Annotated in this window: 17 protein-coding genes and 1 tRNA gene; 10 read left to right on the top strand and 8 right to left on the bottom strand. The window is 49.9% G+C overall.

Features of this window, described 5'->3' with window-relative positions; genetic code table 11:
* The 8 genes from WHS43_08150 to WHS43_08115 are packed head-to-tail and all read left to right on the top strand — an operon-like array spanning position 1 to position 4,732.
* Positions 1 to 759 (top strand): 4Fe-4S dicluster domain-containing protein, encoded by a 759-nt coding sequence (locus WHS43_08150; GenBank protein MEJ5339608.1) that lies wholly within the window; start codon positions 1 to 3, stop codon positions 757 to 759.
* 11 nt (positions 760 to 770) lie between these two features.
* Positions 771 to 1,730, top strand: a complete 960-nt coding sequence (locus tag WHS43_08145) for a CoB--CoM heterodisulfide reductase iron-sulfur subunit B family protein (protein MEJ5339607.1) — start codon at positions 771 to 773, stop codon at positions 1,728 to 1,730.
* A gap of 9 nt (positions 1,731 to 1,739) precedes the next feature.
* On the top strand, positions 1,740 to 2,219 hold the full coding sequence (locus WHS43_08140) for a glycine cleavage system protein H (GenBank protein MEJ5339606.1): 480 nt from the start codon (positions 1,740 to 1,742) through the stop codon (positions 2,217 to 2,219).
* Positions 2,219 to 2,476 carry a thioredoxin family protein gene (locus WHS43_08135; protein MEJ5339605.1) on the top strand — a complete coding sequence of 86 codons (258 nt, stop codon included), beginning with the start codon at positions 2,219 to 2,221 and terminating at the stop codon, positions 2,474 to 2,476. The genes WHS43_08140 and WHS43_08135 overlap by 1 nt, the downstream gene beginning before the upstream one ends.
* Positions 2,473 to 2,862 carry a DsrE family protein gene (locus WHS43_08130; protein MEJ5339604.1) on the top strand — a complete coding sequence of 130 codons (390 nt, stop codon included), beginning with the start codon at positions 2,473 to 2,475 and terminating at the stop codon, positions 2,860 to 2,862. Before WHS43_08135 ends, WHS43_08130 begins: the two co-directional genes overlap by 4 nt.
* 24 nt (positions 2,863 to 2,886) lie before the next feature.
* A complete protein-coding gene (locus WHS43_08125) occupies positions 2,887 to 3,333 on the top strand; it encodes a glycine cleavage system protein H (GenBank protein MEJ5339603.1) in 447 nt (148 codons plus the stop codon).
* Positions 3,333 to 4,343, top strand: coding sequence for a radical SAM protein (locus WHS43_08120; protein ID MEJ5339602.1), 1,011 nt, complete (start codon positions 3,333 to 3,335; stop codon positions 4,341 to 4,343). The genes WHS43_08125 and WHS43_08120 overlap by 1 nt, the downstream gene beginning before the upstream one ends.
* A gap of 11 nt (positions 4,344 to 4,354) precedes the next feature.
* Positions 4,355 to 4,732: a DUF2203 domain-containing protein gene (locus WHS43_08115; protein ID MEJ5339601.1), complete on the top strand. Its 378-nt coding sequence runs from the start codon at positions 4,355 to 4,357 to the stop codon at positions 4,730 to 4,732.
* On the opposite strand, the gene dcd is transcribed toward WHS43_08115, so the two are convergent.
* Together dcd and WHS43_08105 are read right to left on the bottom strand one after the other, a co-directional pair.
* Positions 4,723 to 5,292 (bottom strand): dCTP deaminase, encoded by a 570-nt coding sequence (dcd, locus tag WHS43_08110; protein MEJ5339600.1) that lies wholly within the window; start codon positions 5,290 to 5,292, stop codon positions 4,723 to 4,725. The two genes, WHS43_08115 and dcd, sit on opposite strands and share 10 nt — an antisense overlap.
* Positions 5,266 to 5,348: transfer RNA gene (locus WHS43_08105), tRNA-Leu, on the bottom strand. Before WHS43_08105 ends, dcd begins: the two co-directional genes overlap by 27 nt.
* 35 nt (positions 5,349 to 5,383) lie before the next feature.
* Here WHS43_08105 and thrC point away from each other — a divergent pair.
* Both thrC and WHS43_08095 read left to right on the top strand, forming a co-directional pair.
* Entirely contained in the window at positions 5,384 to 6,442 is a 1,059-nt protein-coding gene (thrC, locus tag WHS43_08100) for a threonine synthase (GenBank protein MEJ5339599.1), read from the top strand.
* A complete protein-coding gene (locus tag WHS43_08095) occupies positions 6,439 to 7,086 on the top strand; it encodes an L-threonylcarbamoyladenylate synthase (GenBank protein ID MEJ5339598.1) in 648 nt (215 codons plus the stop codon). The genes thrC and WHS43_08095 overlap by 4 nt, the downstream gene beginning before the upstream one ends.
* Here WHS43_08095 and secA read toward each other — a convergent pair.
* The 6 genes from secA to WHS43_08065 all read right to left on the bottom strand — a co-directional run.
* Entirely contained in the window at positions 7,052 to 9,853 is a 2,802-nt protein-coding gene (gene secA / locus WHS43_08090; protein MEJ5339597.1) for a preprotein translocase subunit SecA, read from the bottom strand. The two genes, WHS43_08095 and secA, sit on opposite strands and share 35 nt — an antisense overlap.
* Before the next feature lie 101 nt (positions 9,854 to 9,954).
* Complete coding sequence (gene feoB, locus WHS43_08085; protein ID MEJ5339596.1) at positions 9,955 to 12,027, bottom strand: ferrous iron transport protein B; 2,073 nt, start codon at positions 12,025 to 12,027, stop codon at positions 9,955 to 9,957.
* Positions 12,024 to 12,236, bottom strand: a complete 213-nt coding sequence (locus WHS43_08080; protein ID MEJ5339595.1) for a FeoA family protein — start codon at positions 12,234 to 12,236, stop codon at positions 12,024 to 12,026. Before WHS43_08080 ends, feoB begins: the two co-directional genes overlap by 4 nt.
* 69 nt (positions 12,237 to 12,305) lie before the next feature.
* Positions 12,306 to 13,067 (bottom strand): ribonuclease PH, encoded by a 762-nt coding sequence (gene rph, locus WHS43_08075; protein ID MEJ5339594.1) that lies wholly within the window; start codon positions 13,065 to 13,067, stop codon positions 12,306 to 12,308.
* Complete coding sequence (gene atpD, locus WHS43_08070) at positions 13,064 to 14,485, bottom strand: F0F1 ATP synthase subunit beta (protein ID MEJ5339593.1); 1,422 nt, start codon at positions 14,483 to 14,485, stop codon at positions 13,064 to 13,066. Before atpD ends, rph begins: the two co-directional genes overlap by 4 nt.
* 41 nt (positions 14,486 to 14,526) lie before the next feature.
* Positions 14,527 to 14,725: M48 family metallopeptidase (locus WHS43_08065; protein MEJ5339592.1), on the bottom strand; the 199-nt coding region annotated here is incomplete at its 5' end.

The raw sequence follows: 14,725 nt of genomic DNA, 5'->3' as shown, positions 1-14,725 counted from the left end.
ATGGCAATACACGAGCGTAGCCTTGTAGAGCCGGAGAGAATTTTGAGGAAAGAAAGGCTTGTTATTGACGGCGTTGATGTCTCTGGGGACTGGAACCTGATAATCCTCCCCAGGGTGATAAACGATTATGACCTTGACTTTGCCAAGGATGTTATGAATTCTCCCGATGGCAAAACCATAACCCAGTGCTACCAGTGCTCCTACTGCACTGCCTCTTGCCCCGTCCACAACTACTGGGATGAGAGATACAATCCAAGACACTTCATATACCTTGCAAGGCTGGGTATGATAGATGAGCTTCAGAAGCGTGCGGATGTTATGTGGAGGTGTGTCTCCTGCCACAAATGCACGCACAGATGTCCAAAGGGTGTGCTCGTTGAGGAGGTGCTCAAGGCAATACTCAGAGCGATGGCGAAGAAGGGGCTTGTGGAGGAATATCCCTCCAAGAAGTTTGACAAGTTCTTCACCGAGTCCGTTCTTGAATATGGAAGGATAGAGGATGGAGAGTTGCTCTTTGGATGGATAGAAAAGCAGGGATACAGGGTTTTCAAAGACCCCATACTCAAAAAGCCCATACCCTTCATAGGTGAAACTCCAGAGTGGCTAAAGCAGTTAACTGTAAAGCCCCTCAAATCCATGAACATAGGCTTCCTGGTCCTGAACGCCAAGCACATGCTCTTCCATCCAAGAACAAAGAACTGGAGCAAGTTCAAGCAGGTCCTGCGCAAAGTGATGCAGGAAGAAGGTGCATTACACTAAGGAGGTTTAACATGGGTGTGATAGGTAAAAGAGTTGCATACTATCCTGGCTGTTCCCTTGAAGGTGCAGCAAGGTCTTATGATGTATCTACAAGAATAGTGGCAAAGGAGCTCGGCCTTGAGCTTGACTACCTTGAAGACTACAACTGCTGTGGTGCCATGGAGTCCAAGAACGTGACCTTTATGGGCACCATGCTCCTGAATGCCAGAAACATGTCTCTTGCAAGAAGACAGGGCCACAATGTAATAGTGGCTCCCTGCAACGGATGCTCCTTTTCCCTTCAGAGGGCAGAATACTTTCTTGAAACGGATAGAGCTGTCTATGACAGGGTCAATGCCCTTCTGAGAGAGGGTGGTGTGGACCCCCTTGACCAGATACCCCAGACCTACCACATACTGGAGTGGTTCTACCACGAAGCGGGGCCACAGAAGGTGAAGGAGAGGACAAGAAAGCCCCTCAGGGGCCTTAAGGTTGCCAACTACTACGGATGTCTCTACACAAGGCCTCACTTCTACGCAAGAACCTATGCCCACGCAGGCGGTCAGGATGAGGAGGCAAGACCAAGGAAAAGGGAGACGGCAGATGACGACGAACATCCATATTACATGAATGCCCTTCTCGAAGCCGCAGGTGCCACAAGCGTAGAGTTTGAGCCCATGCACACGCAGTGCTGTGGAGGACCTCACTCCCTCTCTGATGAATTGGTCTCAGAGAAGTTCGTGATGATGATACTACAGACCGCAAAACGCAACGGTGCGGACATAATAGCCACAGAATGTCCTCTATGTCATGCATCACTTGAGATGTATCGCCACAGGCTCATGATGAAGGGTGTGCCGGATGTGGATGTGCCTGCCGCATACTTTACGCAGCTCCTCGGGCTTGCCTTTGGCTACAGTGTGGGTGATGTAAAGCTTAAGGACAACCTTTCAGACCCTATCCCTGTTCTCAAAAAGCTCGGACTTGCATAGGAGTAGAGCATGGGCGTGGTGCAGGGGTTGGAAAGCGAAAGAGAATGGGAATACAATGGGTGTGTTGTTCCCCTTGACCTTTATTACGAGATAGAGACACAGACCTGGTTGAAGGTGAACGAAGATGGAACTGTTACCATGGGCCTTACGGATGTTGGTCAGGTCAGGGCTGGAAGGCTCCTGCACGCCCGTATAAAGAATGTGGGTAAGGTGGTGCAGAAAGGGAAGCCTGTGGCATCCCTTGAAAGTGGCAAATGGGCGGGTCCTATAAACGCCCTTGTTGAGGGCGAGGTGGTGGAGAGAAACGAAAAGGTGCTGGAGCAGCCCGATATAATAAATTACGACCCTTATGGGGAAGGCTGGATTGTGAAGATGAAACCACTTGACCTTCATAGGGACATAAAAGACCTCCTCTATGGCAGAGATGCCATAGAAGAAATGAGAAAATACATTGATGAATGGGATATAATCTGTATGAGGTGCACATGATGGCAGCGAGAGATAAGCATGTTATCCTGCTTGTTTCACAGTGGTGTGCCACGTGCCCCGATGCAGATGCCCTCTGGAGGAAGCTTCAGGCAGAGTATGGCTTTAAATACGAGGTGCTTGATGTGGCACAGCCGGAGGGCAGAATGTGGGCAAAAAAGCTCATAGTAAGAGCTGTCCCCTCCACCATAATAGATGGTAAGCTTGCCTTTGTGGGTGTCCCTGAGGAGGCTGAAGCCAGGAGGGCTGTGGAGGCATGAAGGTAATAATTCTCATGACAAGCGGTCCGAGAACTCCCTGGAGATGTGCATCACCATTTTATATTGCAGCCCTCATGGCCGCCAACGAGGCGGAGGTGGAGGTGTTTTTCAACATGGACGGCACAAGGCTTCTCAAGAAGGGTGTTGCAGAGAGGATACTTCCGGCCGAACCCAACTGCCTTTCTCCAAACGGTAAAAAGCTAAAAAGTGTTTATGACTTTATGAAGGATGCCAAGCAGGCGGGGGTTAAGTTCTACTCCTGCAAGCAGGCGATAGACTCACTGGGCTACAAGCCCGAGGACCTTATACCGGAGCTGGATGGGGTATTTCCAGCCAGCGAGTTTGCCCTCAGGGCAATGGAAGCTGATAAGGTGCTAACCTTTTAAAATTTCTATAAAGGAGGGTAAAGCATGGCAACAGTCAACGGCTGCAACATACCTGAGGACCTTCTCTATGACGTGGACCCGGAGGCAAACGCCTTCACCTGGGCAAAGGACAACGGGGATGGCACTTACACGGTGGGTCTGACCTCCGTGGCAGCGGCCATGGCAGGAAGGCTTGTGGCCTATACGCCCAAGAAGGCTGGAAAGGTCATAGAAAGACGCAAGAGCATCGCAACCATTGAGAGTGGTAAATGGGTTGGACCAGTGCCTACTCCCCTCACGGGAGAGGTGGTGGAAGTAAATGAGGCCCTCAAGGGCAACCCCGCACTTGCCAATGACGACCCTTATGGTGCTGGATGGATAGCAAAAATAAAGCCCACAAACCCTGAAGAGGTCAACAGCCTTCTGAAAGGCCAGGCCGCTGTGGATGCCCTTACAAAGGTTATCAACGAGAAGGGTATAAAGTGCGGATAATGAACTTCAGGGGTGGAGCGACCCACCCCTCCCTTGAAGATGTAGAGCTTGACACAAGCCTCCTTGAGGAGCTCTCTGAGGGCTTTGAGCTAAGGTTGAAAAATTTTGGCAGAGATATACACTTTCACAGCCCCGGTTTTAAGCACTACGAGGTGGAAGACTTTTCTATAAAGACTGGTCCAAAGTTTGTGGACATATCCATAACTGGCAAAAACTGCGAGCTCATGTGTGACCACTGTGCCTCAAAGATACTCTGGCACATGATACCTGCCACAAGCCCTGAGGAGCTCTGGAAAGTGGCAAACGAGCTCAAGGATAAAGGAGTCGATGGACTTCTCATATCCGGAGGTTCTAACAGGGATGGTGTGGTGGAGCTCTATCCTTTTTTAAATACTATGAAGAGGATAAGGGAAGAGCTGGGTATGTTTGTGAGCTGTCATGTGGGTTTAGTTGACAGAGAGCTTGCAGAGGGACTGAGAGAGGCTCAGGTGGATGCGGTCCTCCTTGATATAATAGGAGACGACCAGACCATAGCAGAGGTCTACAAACTGCCCCACAAGAGCACAAAAGATTATGAGGAGTCCCTCAGGCTTCTTAAGGAAGCAGGCCACAACATAGTTCCTCATGTGATAATAGGGCTACACTACGGACAGATAAGGGGTGAATACAGAGCCATAGACATGATTGCCCAGTTTGACCCATCAGCCCTTGTTATCGTGGTTGTTATGCCCTACTACGGGAAGGCTCGCTTCCAGCTTCTTCCTCCACCAAAGCCTGAGGAGAGTGCAAAAGTTCTGCTTCATGCAAGAAAAGCTCTTCCAAAAAGACCTGTGGTAGTGGGATGTGCAAGGCCTGCAGGTCAGGAAAGGGTAAGGCTTGACCTATACGCCCTTCATGCGGGAGTGAATGGCATAACCTTTCCGGCGGAAGGTATTTTCACATACGCAAAGAGTCTGGGATTGAACCCGGTGGTATCACCAAACTGTTGCTCTACTGTGTTTTTGCACTAAATTTATCAGCCATGAAAGTCTTTGACATTGATACTGCAAGAGACCTTATAGCGGTCATAAAGCCCATAGTTGAGGAAATAAACTTAAAGAGGGAAGAGCTCTATTCCTGTGTGGCAAAACTTGAAGAAGAAGGGGATGAGCTTGAAAAGCTCTACTTGCAGAGCCATATAAATGACCTTGACATGGACATAAGACGGCTCTTCCAGAAGATAGAGGCTCTGGGTGGCGTTATAAAGGGTGTGGACCCCATACTGGTGGACTTTCTGTCTTTTCATCAGAACCGCTACATATGGCTCTGCTGGAAGGAGGATGAGGATACCCTCATGTTCTGGCACGAGCTAGATGAAGGCTTTGCGGGCAGGAAGCCCATTGACCAGCTTTATGAATAAAAATCCATATAAACCCTTGAAGGGGTAGCACCCTTCTGCCCCTGATACTTGCCCCTGTAAGGTTTCTCTGCTCTCTGGTCTAGCCTCGCAAGCACAATCTGGCATATACGAACGCCCCTGTATATGCGTATGGGACAGTTGTTGGCGTTGTATAGCTCAAGGGTTATCTGTCCTTCAAAACCTGCGTCCACCCAGCCTGCATTCTCTATAAAGAGCCCAAGCCTGCCAAGAGAAGACCTGCCCTCCACGAAGGCAGTTATGTCCTCGGGAAGTTTAATGTATTCTTCTGTGGTGGCGAGCAGAAAAGCCTTTGGGGGTATGAGAAAGCCCTCTTCAGGAATGCTCAGCTTTTCCACGGGTATGTGTGGGCTCCTGAGGTCTATGCATTCTGACCTGTAGAAAAGTACCTCCCCACCCAGAGTAAGGTCCACAGAGGATGCCTGCACGTTCTCCTCCCTGTAGGGCTCTACCATTAACCTGCCTTCTCTTATGAGCTCCTTTATGCTTTTGTCGCTCAGTATCATGGTCCTGTGTGGGGGTGGAGGGACTCGAACCCTCACGGCTTTGGGCCGGCGGATTTTAAGTCCGCTGCGTCTGCCAGTTCCGCCACACCCCCTGCAGGTATTAAATTATAATATTTCCCTCAGAGTTATGAGCTACTGGCGAGGCATAATACACAGATACAGGGAGTTCCTGCCCGTAGGTGAAAGCACGCCCGTGATAACACTGTGCGAGGGAAATACTCCGTTAATTCATGCAGAAAACCTTGCAAAAGCTATTGGCTTCAGGGGGGAGATATTCCTAAAGTATGAGGGCCTAAATCCCACGGGTTCTTTCAAGGACAGGGGGATGACCGTTGCCATCTCAAAGGCTGTGGAGGCCGGGAAAAGAGCTGTTATATGCGCCTCAACGGGCAACACCTCAGCTTCAGCAGCTGCCTACGCTGCAAAGGCAGGTCTGAAAGCCTTTGTATTACTTCCTAAGGGTGCAGTTGCCCTTGGAAAACTCTCTCAGGCCGTTATATATGGTGCGAGGGTTATAGCCATTCAGGGAAACTTTGACGATGCCCTCTATATAGTAAGAAAAATAGGGGAGCTATTGCCAGTGGAAATCGTCAACTCTGTAAATCCCTTCAGGATAGAGGGGCAGAAAACGGGAGCCTTTGAAGTGTGCGATGCCCTTGGCAGGGCTCCGGACTATCACTTCATCCCTGTGGGAAATGCGGGCAACATAACCGCCTACTGGAAAGGATATAAGGAATACCACAAAGCAGGGAAGATTACGGAGCTGCCAAGGATGATGGGCTGGCAGGCGGAAGGCTCTGCGCCCATAGTAAAGGGCTACCCCATAAAGAACCCACAGACCATAGCAACCGCCATAAGGATAGGAAACCCTTACAGCTGGCAACCAGCCCTTCAGGCGGTTCGTGAATCTGGCGGATTGATAGATGCGGTCAGTGATGAGGAAATACTTCATGCCTACAAGCTGACGGCCTCGAGGGAGGGCATATTCTGCGAGCCTGCTTCTGCCGCCTCTGTTGCAGGGCTTATAAAGCTTACAAGAGAGGGATTTTTCAGGGGTGGTGAGGTGGTGGTCTGCACCCTTACGGGAAACGGTCTCAAAGACCCCGACACTGCCATAAAGGTCTGCGAACAGCCGGTAACCCTTCCGCCAGATTTGGAAAGGGTTGCGGAGTTCATACAGGTATGAGGGTGTTGCCACTGAACCAGGAAGCTTTCTCAGAAACCGCTGAAGTCCTCGCAGGTGGTGGTATAGTATGCTTTCCCACGGATACCATATACGGTCTGCTGGCGGTTGCTCTGAACAGGAAGGCGGTGGAGAGGCTCTATTCCTTCAGAAGACCCTCTGGAAGACCTTTCCTCCTTCTAATACCCGATACTTGCTGGCTTGATTACCTCAAGCTCAGGCATGGAAGGATACACCTGCGTCTTATGAAGGAGTTTAACGCCACCTTTCTCTTTTACAAGAAAAACTCCATACCCCTCTATCTGACAAGAGGGAGAAAGAGTCTTGCGGTAAGATTACCCAGGCCAAACAGTTATGTCTCTGGTCTGTTCTCCTTAATAGACCAGGCTCTTGTAGCTCCGAGCGCCAACCCCGAGGGTATGAGGCCGGCGGTAAGGGTTGAGGAAGCTATGGATTACTTTGGTGATAAGGTGGACCTGTATGTGGACGGTGGAAAGATAGAGGGGAAACCTTCTACCATTGTCAGGTTCCTGCATCCAGGGGGTCTCAGATGTGTGAGAGAAGGAAACATACCCTTCATGCAAATACTTGAAGCCTACAGAAGGCTGAAGACTATCTCTTCCTCCTTGCCTGAAGACGCTCCTTGAGAGTTTTTCTCTTTGGACCTTTCTGGCTCTGGTCAGACTTGCCTTCGGCTCCACTAAAAACTGCCATGCTCAGAAGCTTTTCCCTTTCCTGTTCCTCTTTTTTGAGCTCTTCTTCCACTTCTTCCTGTGTTCTGACCTGCATGTGCATTATGTCTGAGAGGGTCCTCTCTCTGAACCTTGAGAGCATATCCTCAAAAAGGTAGAAGGCTTCCTTCTTGTATTCCACCAGTGGGTCCTTCGAGGCGTAGCCCCTCAGGTATATGCTCTCTCTGAGCCTGTCCATGGTATGCAGGTGCTCCCTCCAGAGATGGTCAAGGTTGGAGAGCATGACGATTTTTGCAAGCTCTCTGAAGATATCTTCACCCAGCTCTTGCTTTCTTCCGAATATAATCTCAAGAACTCTCTGGGAAAGCTGGTTTACGAGGTCTTCCCTGTCTCTTGCTGGAGGCACTTCCACCTCTCTTCCGGTGAGCTCTCTCAGGTAGTCTCTGAGGGGCTCCAGTTCCCAGAGCTCTGGCTCTTCCTCTTTTATGAGTTCTTCCACCTTCTGGGCTACAAGGTCCTGAACAAACTCCTGAAGGTATTCCTCCAGGCCCCTAGATTCAAGAAGGTCTCTCCTTATGGAATATACCGTAAGCCTCTGGGTGTTCATAACCAGGTCATACTCAAGAAGTCTCTTTCTAATCTGGAAGTTCTGGGCTTCCACTCTCTTCTGGGCGTTCTGTATTGCTTTTGTTACCATACCGCTCTCTATGGGCTCTCCCTCAGGAATTTTTAGAAGCTCCATAAGCTTTTTAACCCGGTCTCCGCCAAATATCCTCATGAGGTCATCTTCAAGGGAAAGCACAAAGCGGGACTCTCCTGGGTCCCCCTGTCTTCCAGCCCTTCCCCTGAGCTGGTTGTCTATACGCCTTGATTCGTGCCTTTCCGTGCCTATGACAAGCAAACCTCCCAGCTCCACCACCCTTTTCTTCTCCTCCTCCGTTATCCTGTATGCCTTTTCCAGTGCTTCCTTCCACTCTTCCTCTGTTGCCTCCTCTATAGCCTTGCCCTTCGCCCTTAGCATCTCTTTTGCAAGATATTCAGGGTTTCCGCCAAGAAGTATGTCCGTTCCCCTTCCTGCCATATTGGTGGAGATGGTAACTGCGCCCAGTCTTCCCGCCTGAGCGATTATCTCTGCCTCCCTCTCATGCTGTTTGGCATTTAGCACATTGTGAGGAATCTTTTCTTTTTGTAAAAGCCTTGAGAGATGTTCAGAATCTTCTATGGAGACGGTTCCTACCAGTATTGGTCTGCCCTTTGCATGCTCTTCCTTGATTAAATCCACCACAGCCTGCCATTTTTCTCCCTTTGTCTTGAAAACCATATCGGGATGGTCCTTTCTCCTCATGGGTCTGTGGGTTGGGACAACCACCACCTCAAGACCGTATATTTCTTTAAACTCCAGTGCCTCTGTTTCTGCGGTGCCTGTCATACCTGAGAGCTTCCTGTAGAGCTTGAAGTAGTTCTGGAAGGTTATGCTGGCAAGTGTCTGGTTTTCTTTCTGTATGGGAACGCCTTCCTTTACCTCTATTGCCTGATGTAGACCATCACTCCAGCGCCTGCCCGGAAGCACCCTTCCGGTGAACTCATCCACTATAAGAATCTCGCCATCCCTCACTATGTAGTGCACGTCCTTCTTGAAAAGGCTGTGAGCCCTGAGAGCCTGATTTACCGCATGAAGAAGGTCTATATGCCTTATGTCGTAGAGGTTTTCTATTCCAAGAAGCTCCTCCACCTTCCTTATGCCCTGCTCTGTAAGCTGCACGGTTCTGTTCTTTTCATCTACCGTGAAGTCTTCATCCTTTACCAGTTTTCTCACCACCTCATCCGCCCTGTAATAGACGGAAGTGTCCATCTCCGCAGGACCAGATATTATAAGGGGCGTCCTTGCCTCATCTATGAGTATGGAGTCCACCTCGTCCACTATGGCAAAGTTGTGACCTCTTACCTGAACTATTTCTTCTGCTGAGAAGGCCATGTTGTCCCTCAGGTAGTCAAAGCCAAACTCGTTGTTGGTGCCGTAGGTTATGCTGCACTGGTAAGCCTCCCTTCTGGTGCAGGGCACCAGCTTGGTGTAGAAGGCCTTCTTTGCCTGAACACTTATAAGCTCTGAGGGCAGAGTTTCCTCAAAGTAGCCCTTTGGCCACACCCTCCAGTCTTCTTCCACTGCCCTGTCTGCAAGCTCTGGGTCTGCCCACTGGACTCTGTAGGAGCTATAATCGGAGTTTATAACACCCACATCAAGGCCGAGAAAGAGATAGATGGGCCCCATCCACTGGGCATCCCTTCTGGCCAGGTAGTCGTTGACAGTAACCACGTGCACACCCTCTTCTGTCATGGCATTTGCTGCAACTGCAGAGGTAGCCACAAGGGTCTTGCCCTCACCGGTTTTCATCTCTGCAATCTTACCCTCATGAAGCACAAGACCACCTATCAGCTGCACATCAAAGAACCTCAGACCCAGAGTCCTCTTTCCTGCTTCTCTCACAAGGGCAAAGGCAAGCTCTACCTCTTCTGTTATTTTCCCCTCCATTATCTTTTGCTTTATGTCTTCATCCTGCAGAATTCTCTGGCGAAGTTCATGGGCCATAAGCCTGAGCTCCCTGTTCGAAAGCTCATCCAGCTCTTCTTCTCTGTGTCTTATCCTCTGAACGACCTTCTTTAACCTCTTTACCTCGCGCTCGCTCTTTGTGCCCAGAAGTTTTTTCACAAGCCATTCTATCATAGCATTAAAATTATAACCGCAAGGTCATTGGCAGCAGCCTCTGTTTTTCCTCCACCTTCTCCACCAGAGATATGAGAGAAGGGCAGTAATCAGAAGGACCGTCAGATACTCCACAGCATGCCCCCCAGTCTGTATGCGAGGAAGCCAAAAAACCAGCCAGCTATGAGGCTGTAAAGGAGAAAGAGAAGGGCAAACCCCTTTCCGGCTTCCCTCCACATGACAGCAACTGTGCCGAGGCATGAGGTATAAAGAAGCAGGAAAACCATGAAAGCAAGGGCGGATGCGGGAGATAGGCTTTTTGCTATTAGAGCCCTCAGACTGTCCGTTCCTTCCTCCTCTACCTCAAAGGCTTTTGGCACAGGTTTGAACACATTAAGAACTGCATCCCTGAAGGCATTTCCAAGCCCGATAGTCTGCTCTTTCAGAGCCTCCGAGAGGATAAACTCCTTCTCTTCCTTCTCCGCCTCTGCAGAATATATGGTGCCCATGGAACTGAGCACTATCTCTCTGGCGAGAAAGGCAGGTATCAGGGAGGTGGCAATCCTCCAGTCCTCAAGGCCCAGTGGTTTGAAGAGGGGTGCTATGGTTTTGCCTGCCTGCGCAGCAAGGCTTTCGGAGGGGTTTTTAACACCTGGGGGAAGGTTGAGGAGAAGCCATATAAAAACTGACGCCGCAAATATGAGAGTGCCGGCTCTGTAGAGAAAATCCCTCACATAGACCCACACAATCCTGAATAGAAGCCTGAAAGTGGGAAGTCTGTAAGGCGGCAGCTCCATGACAAAATGGTATAGGCTCCCTTTAAAGAAGGTCTTTCTCAGCAGGAAGGCGGTTATAAGAGCAACCAGAACACCAAGAAGGTAGAGGAAAAATATAACAGTGGCCGGGTTCTTGAAAAAGAGCACTGCAAAAAAGGAGAAGACCACAAGCCTTGCTGGACAGCTCATGAAGGGTATCATGGCTATTACCAGCAGTTTGTCCCTTTTTGTCTCAAGTGCCTTGGTGGCAACTATGGCAGGCACATTACAACCAAAGCCCAGAAGAAGGGGGACAAGGCTTTTCCCATGAAGCCCCAGCCTGTGCATGAACCTGTCCATAAGAAAGGCAACTCTGGGAAGGTATCCAGAAAACTCCATCAGCGCCAGCAGGAAGTATATGACGGCAATGAGGGGAACAAAGGTAAGAACGAAGCCCACTCCACCCACCACCGCTTCAGAAAAGAGTTTCTGAAGCCATTCGCTTACCCCAAGGGCTGCCATGCCCGCAGAGACCAGAGGGGCAACAAAACCATTTACAAAGCCATCCACCCAGTCCATGAAGGGCGCAGAAAAATCAAAGGAAACCTTAAAGAGAAGAAACATAAGCAGGAGGAAGATGGGGATACCAAAAACTGGATGCAAGAGCACCTTATCCAGAGAGTCTGTTATGTCCCTTGCGGTAAGGAGCTTTTTTTCAATCACTTCTCTGTAGAGCCCATGGGCCATTGCATACCTTTCATCCTTTATCAGGTCATGAACTTCTTTTCCCAGGGCCCTTTTTATACTTTCCCTTAGCTCCTTAAAGTCTTCTCTCTGGAGGAGTTTCCTTATTAGCTCTGCCTTTGTTTCGTCTTCCCTTTCTCTGACTTTCTGGAGGAACTCCTCCAGCTCTTTGCTGTATCTTATGACTTTTGGTCTCTCCTTTAAGCTGAAAACCTCCACTATGTTGGGAAGCAGAGCTTTTACGCCCTCACCAGTCCTTCCGTTGGTTCTGAGAACTCTCACCCCGAGCAGTTCAGAGAGCCACCGGTCATTTACCTCTATGCCCAGTTTCTGGGCTTCGTCTGTCATGTTGAGGACGATGATAAGGGGAATTTCATGCTCAAGGAGCTCTACCGTCAGGAGCAGGTCTCTTTCCATGTTGGGGGTTTCTATGATATTGAGTATCAGGTCTGGTTTTTCCTGTCTTATGTAATTGTATGCCACCCATTCGTCCTCTGAGATGGGCTCAAGGGTGTATATGCCGGGAAGGTCCACAAGGCTTATCTCGTAATCCCAGAACCTTACCTTTCCCTCTCTTTTTTCAACGGTTACCCCTGGCCAGTTGCCCACCTTGAGGCTTGTGCCTGCAAGATGGTTAAGAATGCTCGTCTTTCCTACGTTGGGATTGCCCGCAAGGGCCACCCTTATGCTTTTCATTGAACTTCTATACCCTTTGCCAGGTCTCTACTTATGACTATTCTTGAGTTGTCCACCTTTAGAAGAAGGTTTCTTCCAGTTTTCTGCAGAAGGGATATCCTTCTGCCCTTCCTGAGGCCCATGGCTTTCACCTTTTCCAGGACCTCTTCCTTACCGCTGAGACCAAGTATTACCACTTCCTGCCCTGGCTTGACCTCTTCCAGGTTCATACCACACCTCCTGAAAAAAATCTGGAAATTAATATACAATCCCAAAATTCTTTTGTCAAGAAAAAGGAACTAAAGCCTTGCCTCTTTTATGTTCTTTCTTCTGAATAATCCTCCCTGCACATCAAAGAAGGCCTTCTGGAGCTCCACCAGTTGTTCCACTCCTGCAAGACCGAGAGTGAGCATCCTGTCAAATTCTTCCCTTGTGAAAGAGTGCTCTTCACCAAGAGCCTGTATCTCTGATATTCTGCCAGAGCCTGTGGCCACAAGGTTCATGTCTACTTCTGCCTCTGAATCCTCCTCAAAGTTAAGGTCAAGAAGTATCTGGCCCTTTACTATGCCAACACTCACCGCAGCCACAAAGTCCTTTATAGGAGTTGAGCTTATGCTTCCCTCCTCGTAGAGCCTTATGACTGCGTCCACCAGGGCCACAAAGGCGCCTGTTATGGAAGCAGTTCTCGTTCCTCCGTCCGCCTGTATTACATCGCAGTCAATCCAGAAAGTCCTCTCTCCTACCTTTGTGAGGTCAAGGGCGGTTCGCATAGCTCTTCCTATCATCCTCTGTATTTCGTGCGTTCTGCCTCCGATTCTTCCCTGAACCGATTCGCGTATGTTTCTTGTCTGGGTTGACCTGGGAAGCATGGAGTATTCTGCAGTTATCCAGCCCTGACCTTTACCCTTTAAAAAGGGGGGGACGCTATCTTGCAGAGAGACGGTGCATATAACCTTTGTGTTTCCGAACTCCACAAGCACAGAGCCCTCGGGATGCTTGAGGTAATCCCTTATTATCCTTACAGGTCTTAGCTCCCCGGGCTTTCTTCCGTCAGACCTCAAACCTTTGCTCCCAGAGCTCTGGCTTTCTCCACAGCCTCTTCTATGGTGCCCACCATGTAAAAGGCCATTTCAGGAAGATGGTCGTAGTTGCCCGTGAGAATCTCTTTGAAGCTCCTTATGTTGTCCTCCAGCTTTACGTATTTGCCGGGCATGCCGGTGAACTGCTCTGCCACGTGGAAGGGCTGTGCCAGAAACCTCTGAATCCTCCTTGCCCTGTTGACGATTGCCTTGTCCTCTTCTGAGAGCTCTTCCATACCCAGTATGGCTATTATTTCCTGAAGCTCCTTGTATCTCTGCAGTATTCTCTTGACCTCCGATGCCACTCTGTAGTGCTCTTCTCCCACGAACTCCGGTGCCAGATACTTGGAGGTGGACTCAAGAGGGTCAACTGCCGGGTATATACCCAGCTCTGCAAGCCTTCTTGCAAGCACTGTGGTGGCATCAAGGTGAGCAAAGACCGAATAGGGTGCAGGGTCCGTTATGTCGTCTGCGGGCACGTATACTGCCTGTATGGAGGTAAGAGACCCCTTCTTTGTGGAGGTTATCCTCTCCTGCACCTCACCCACGTCCGTGTTGAGGGTGGGCTGGTATCCCACTGCAGAGGGAAGTCTTCCAAGGAGCGTGGAGACTTCAGAGCCTGCCTGCACGAACCTGAATATGTTGTCTATAAAGACAAGAACGTCCTGACCCTCCACATCCCTGAAGTATTCAGCCATGGTAATGCCCGTCTGTGCCACCCTGAATCGCACGCCGGGAGGCTCGTTCATCTGCCCGTAGACCATGACCGTGTAGGGAAGGACCCCAGATTCCTTCATCTCGTGCCAGAGGTCGTTTCCTTCTCTGGTTCTCTCTCCCACGCCTATGACCACTGAGAATCCCTTGTGGAACTTGGCTATGTTGTGTATGAGCTCCTGCATCAGCACTGTCTTGCCCACTCCAGCACCACCAAAGAGCCCCACCTTTCCACCCTTCACATAGGGCTCAAGGAGGTCAACCACCTTTATACCCGTCTCAAGTATCTCCACCTTTGTGGACTGCTCTTCCAGGGGTGGAGGTTCTCTGAACATGGGCCAGAACTCTTCTGCATTTACGGGTCCTGCTTCATCTATGGGCTGACCTACCACATTGAATATCCTTCCAAGGGTTGGCCTGCCAACAGGCACCTTTATGGGTCCGCCCAAGTATTCCACCTCCTGACCCCTCACCAGTCCATCGGTGGCACCCATTGCCACGCATCTGACCCTGCTCTCTCCTATGTGCTGAGCCACTTCAAGGAAGAGCTCCTCTTCCGCCCAGTTTCCCCTGTCGTCTATGAACTTCCTCCTTGTCTTTAGACCGTGCCTGACGGGTGGAAGGTTCTTTTCAGAAAACTCCACGTCAATGACCGCACCTATCACCTGCACTATTCTTCCTTTCATAACAGCCTCCTTGAGGGTTTGAAAATATTATAGCATTATTCTTATAGGCTTTTGAGGTATGCCTTCAGCATATGCTTGAAAAGCTTGCCGTGGTCTGGATACCTCAGGTGGAGAAGCTCATGCACTATCACATAGGAAACCTTTTCCCTGTCTTCTTCCAAAAGAGACACATCAAAGGTGAGCCTTCCCCTTGAGGAACAGCTTGCCAGCTTCCTCTTCATCTTTCTGAAATGCACCGAC

The organism is Aquificaceae bacterium, from assembly GCA_037481935.1.
Lineage (GTDB): Bacteria > Aquificota > Aquificia > Aquificales > Aquificaceae > Pampinifervens.
This window is presented reverse-complemented; position numbering and strand designations above follow the sequence as displayed.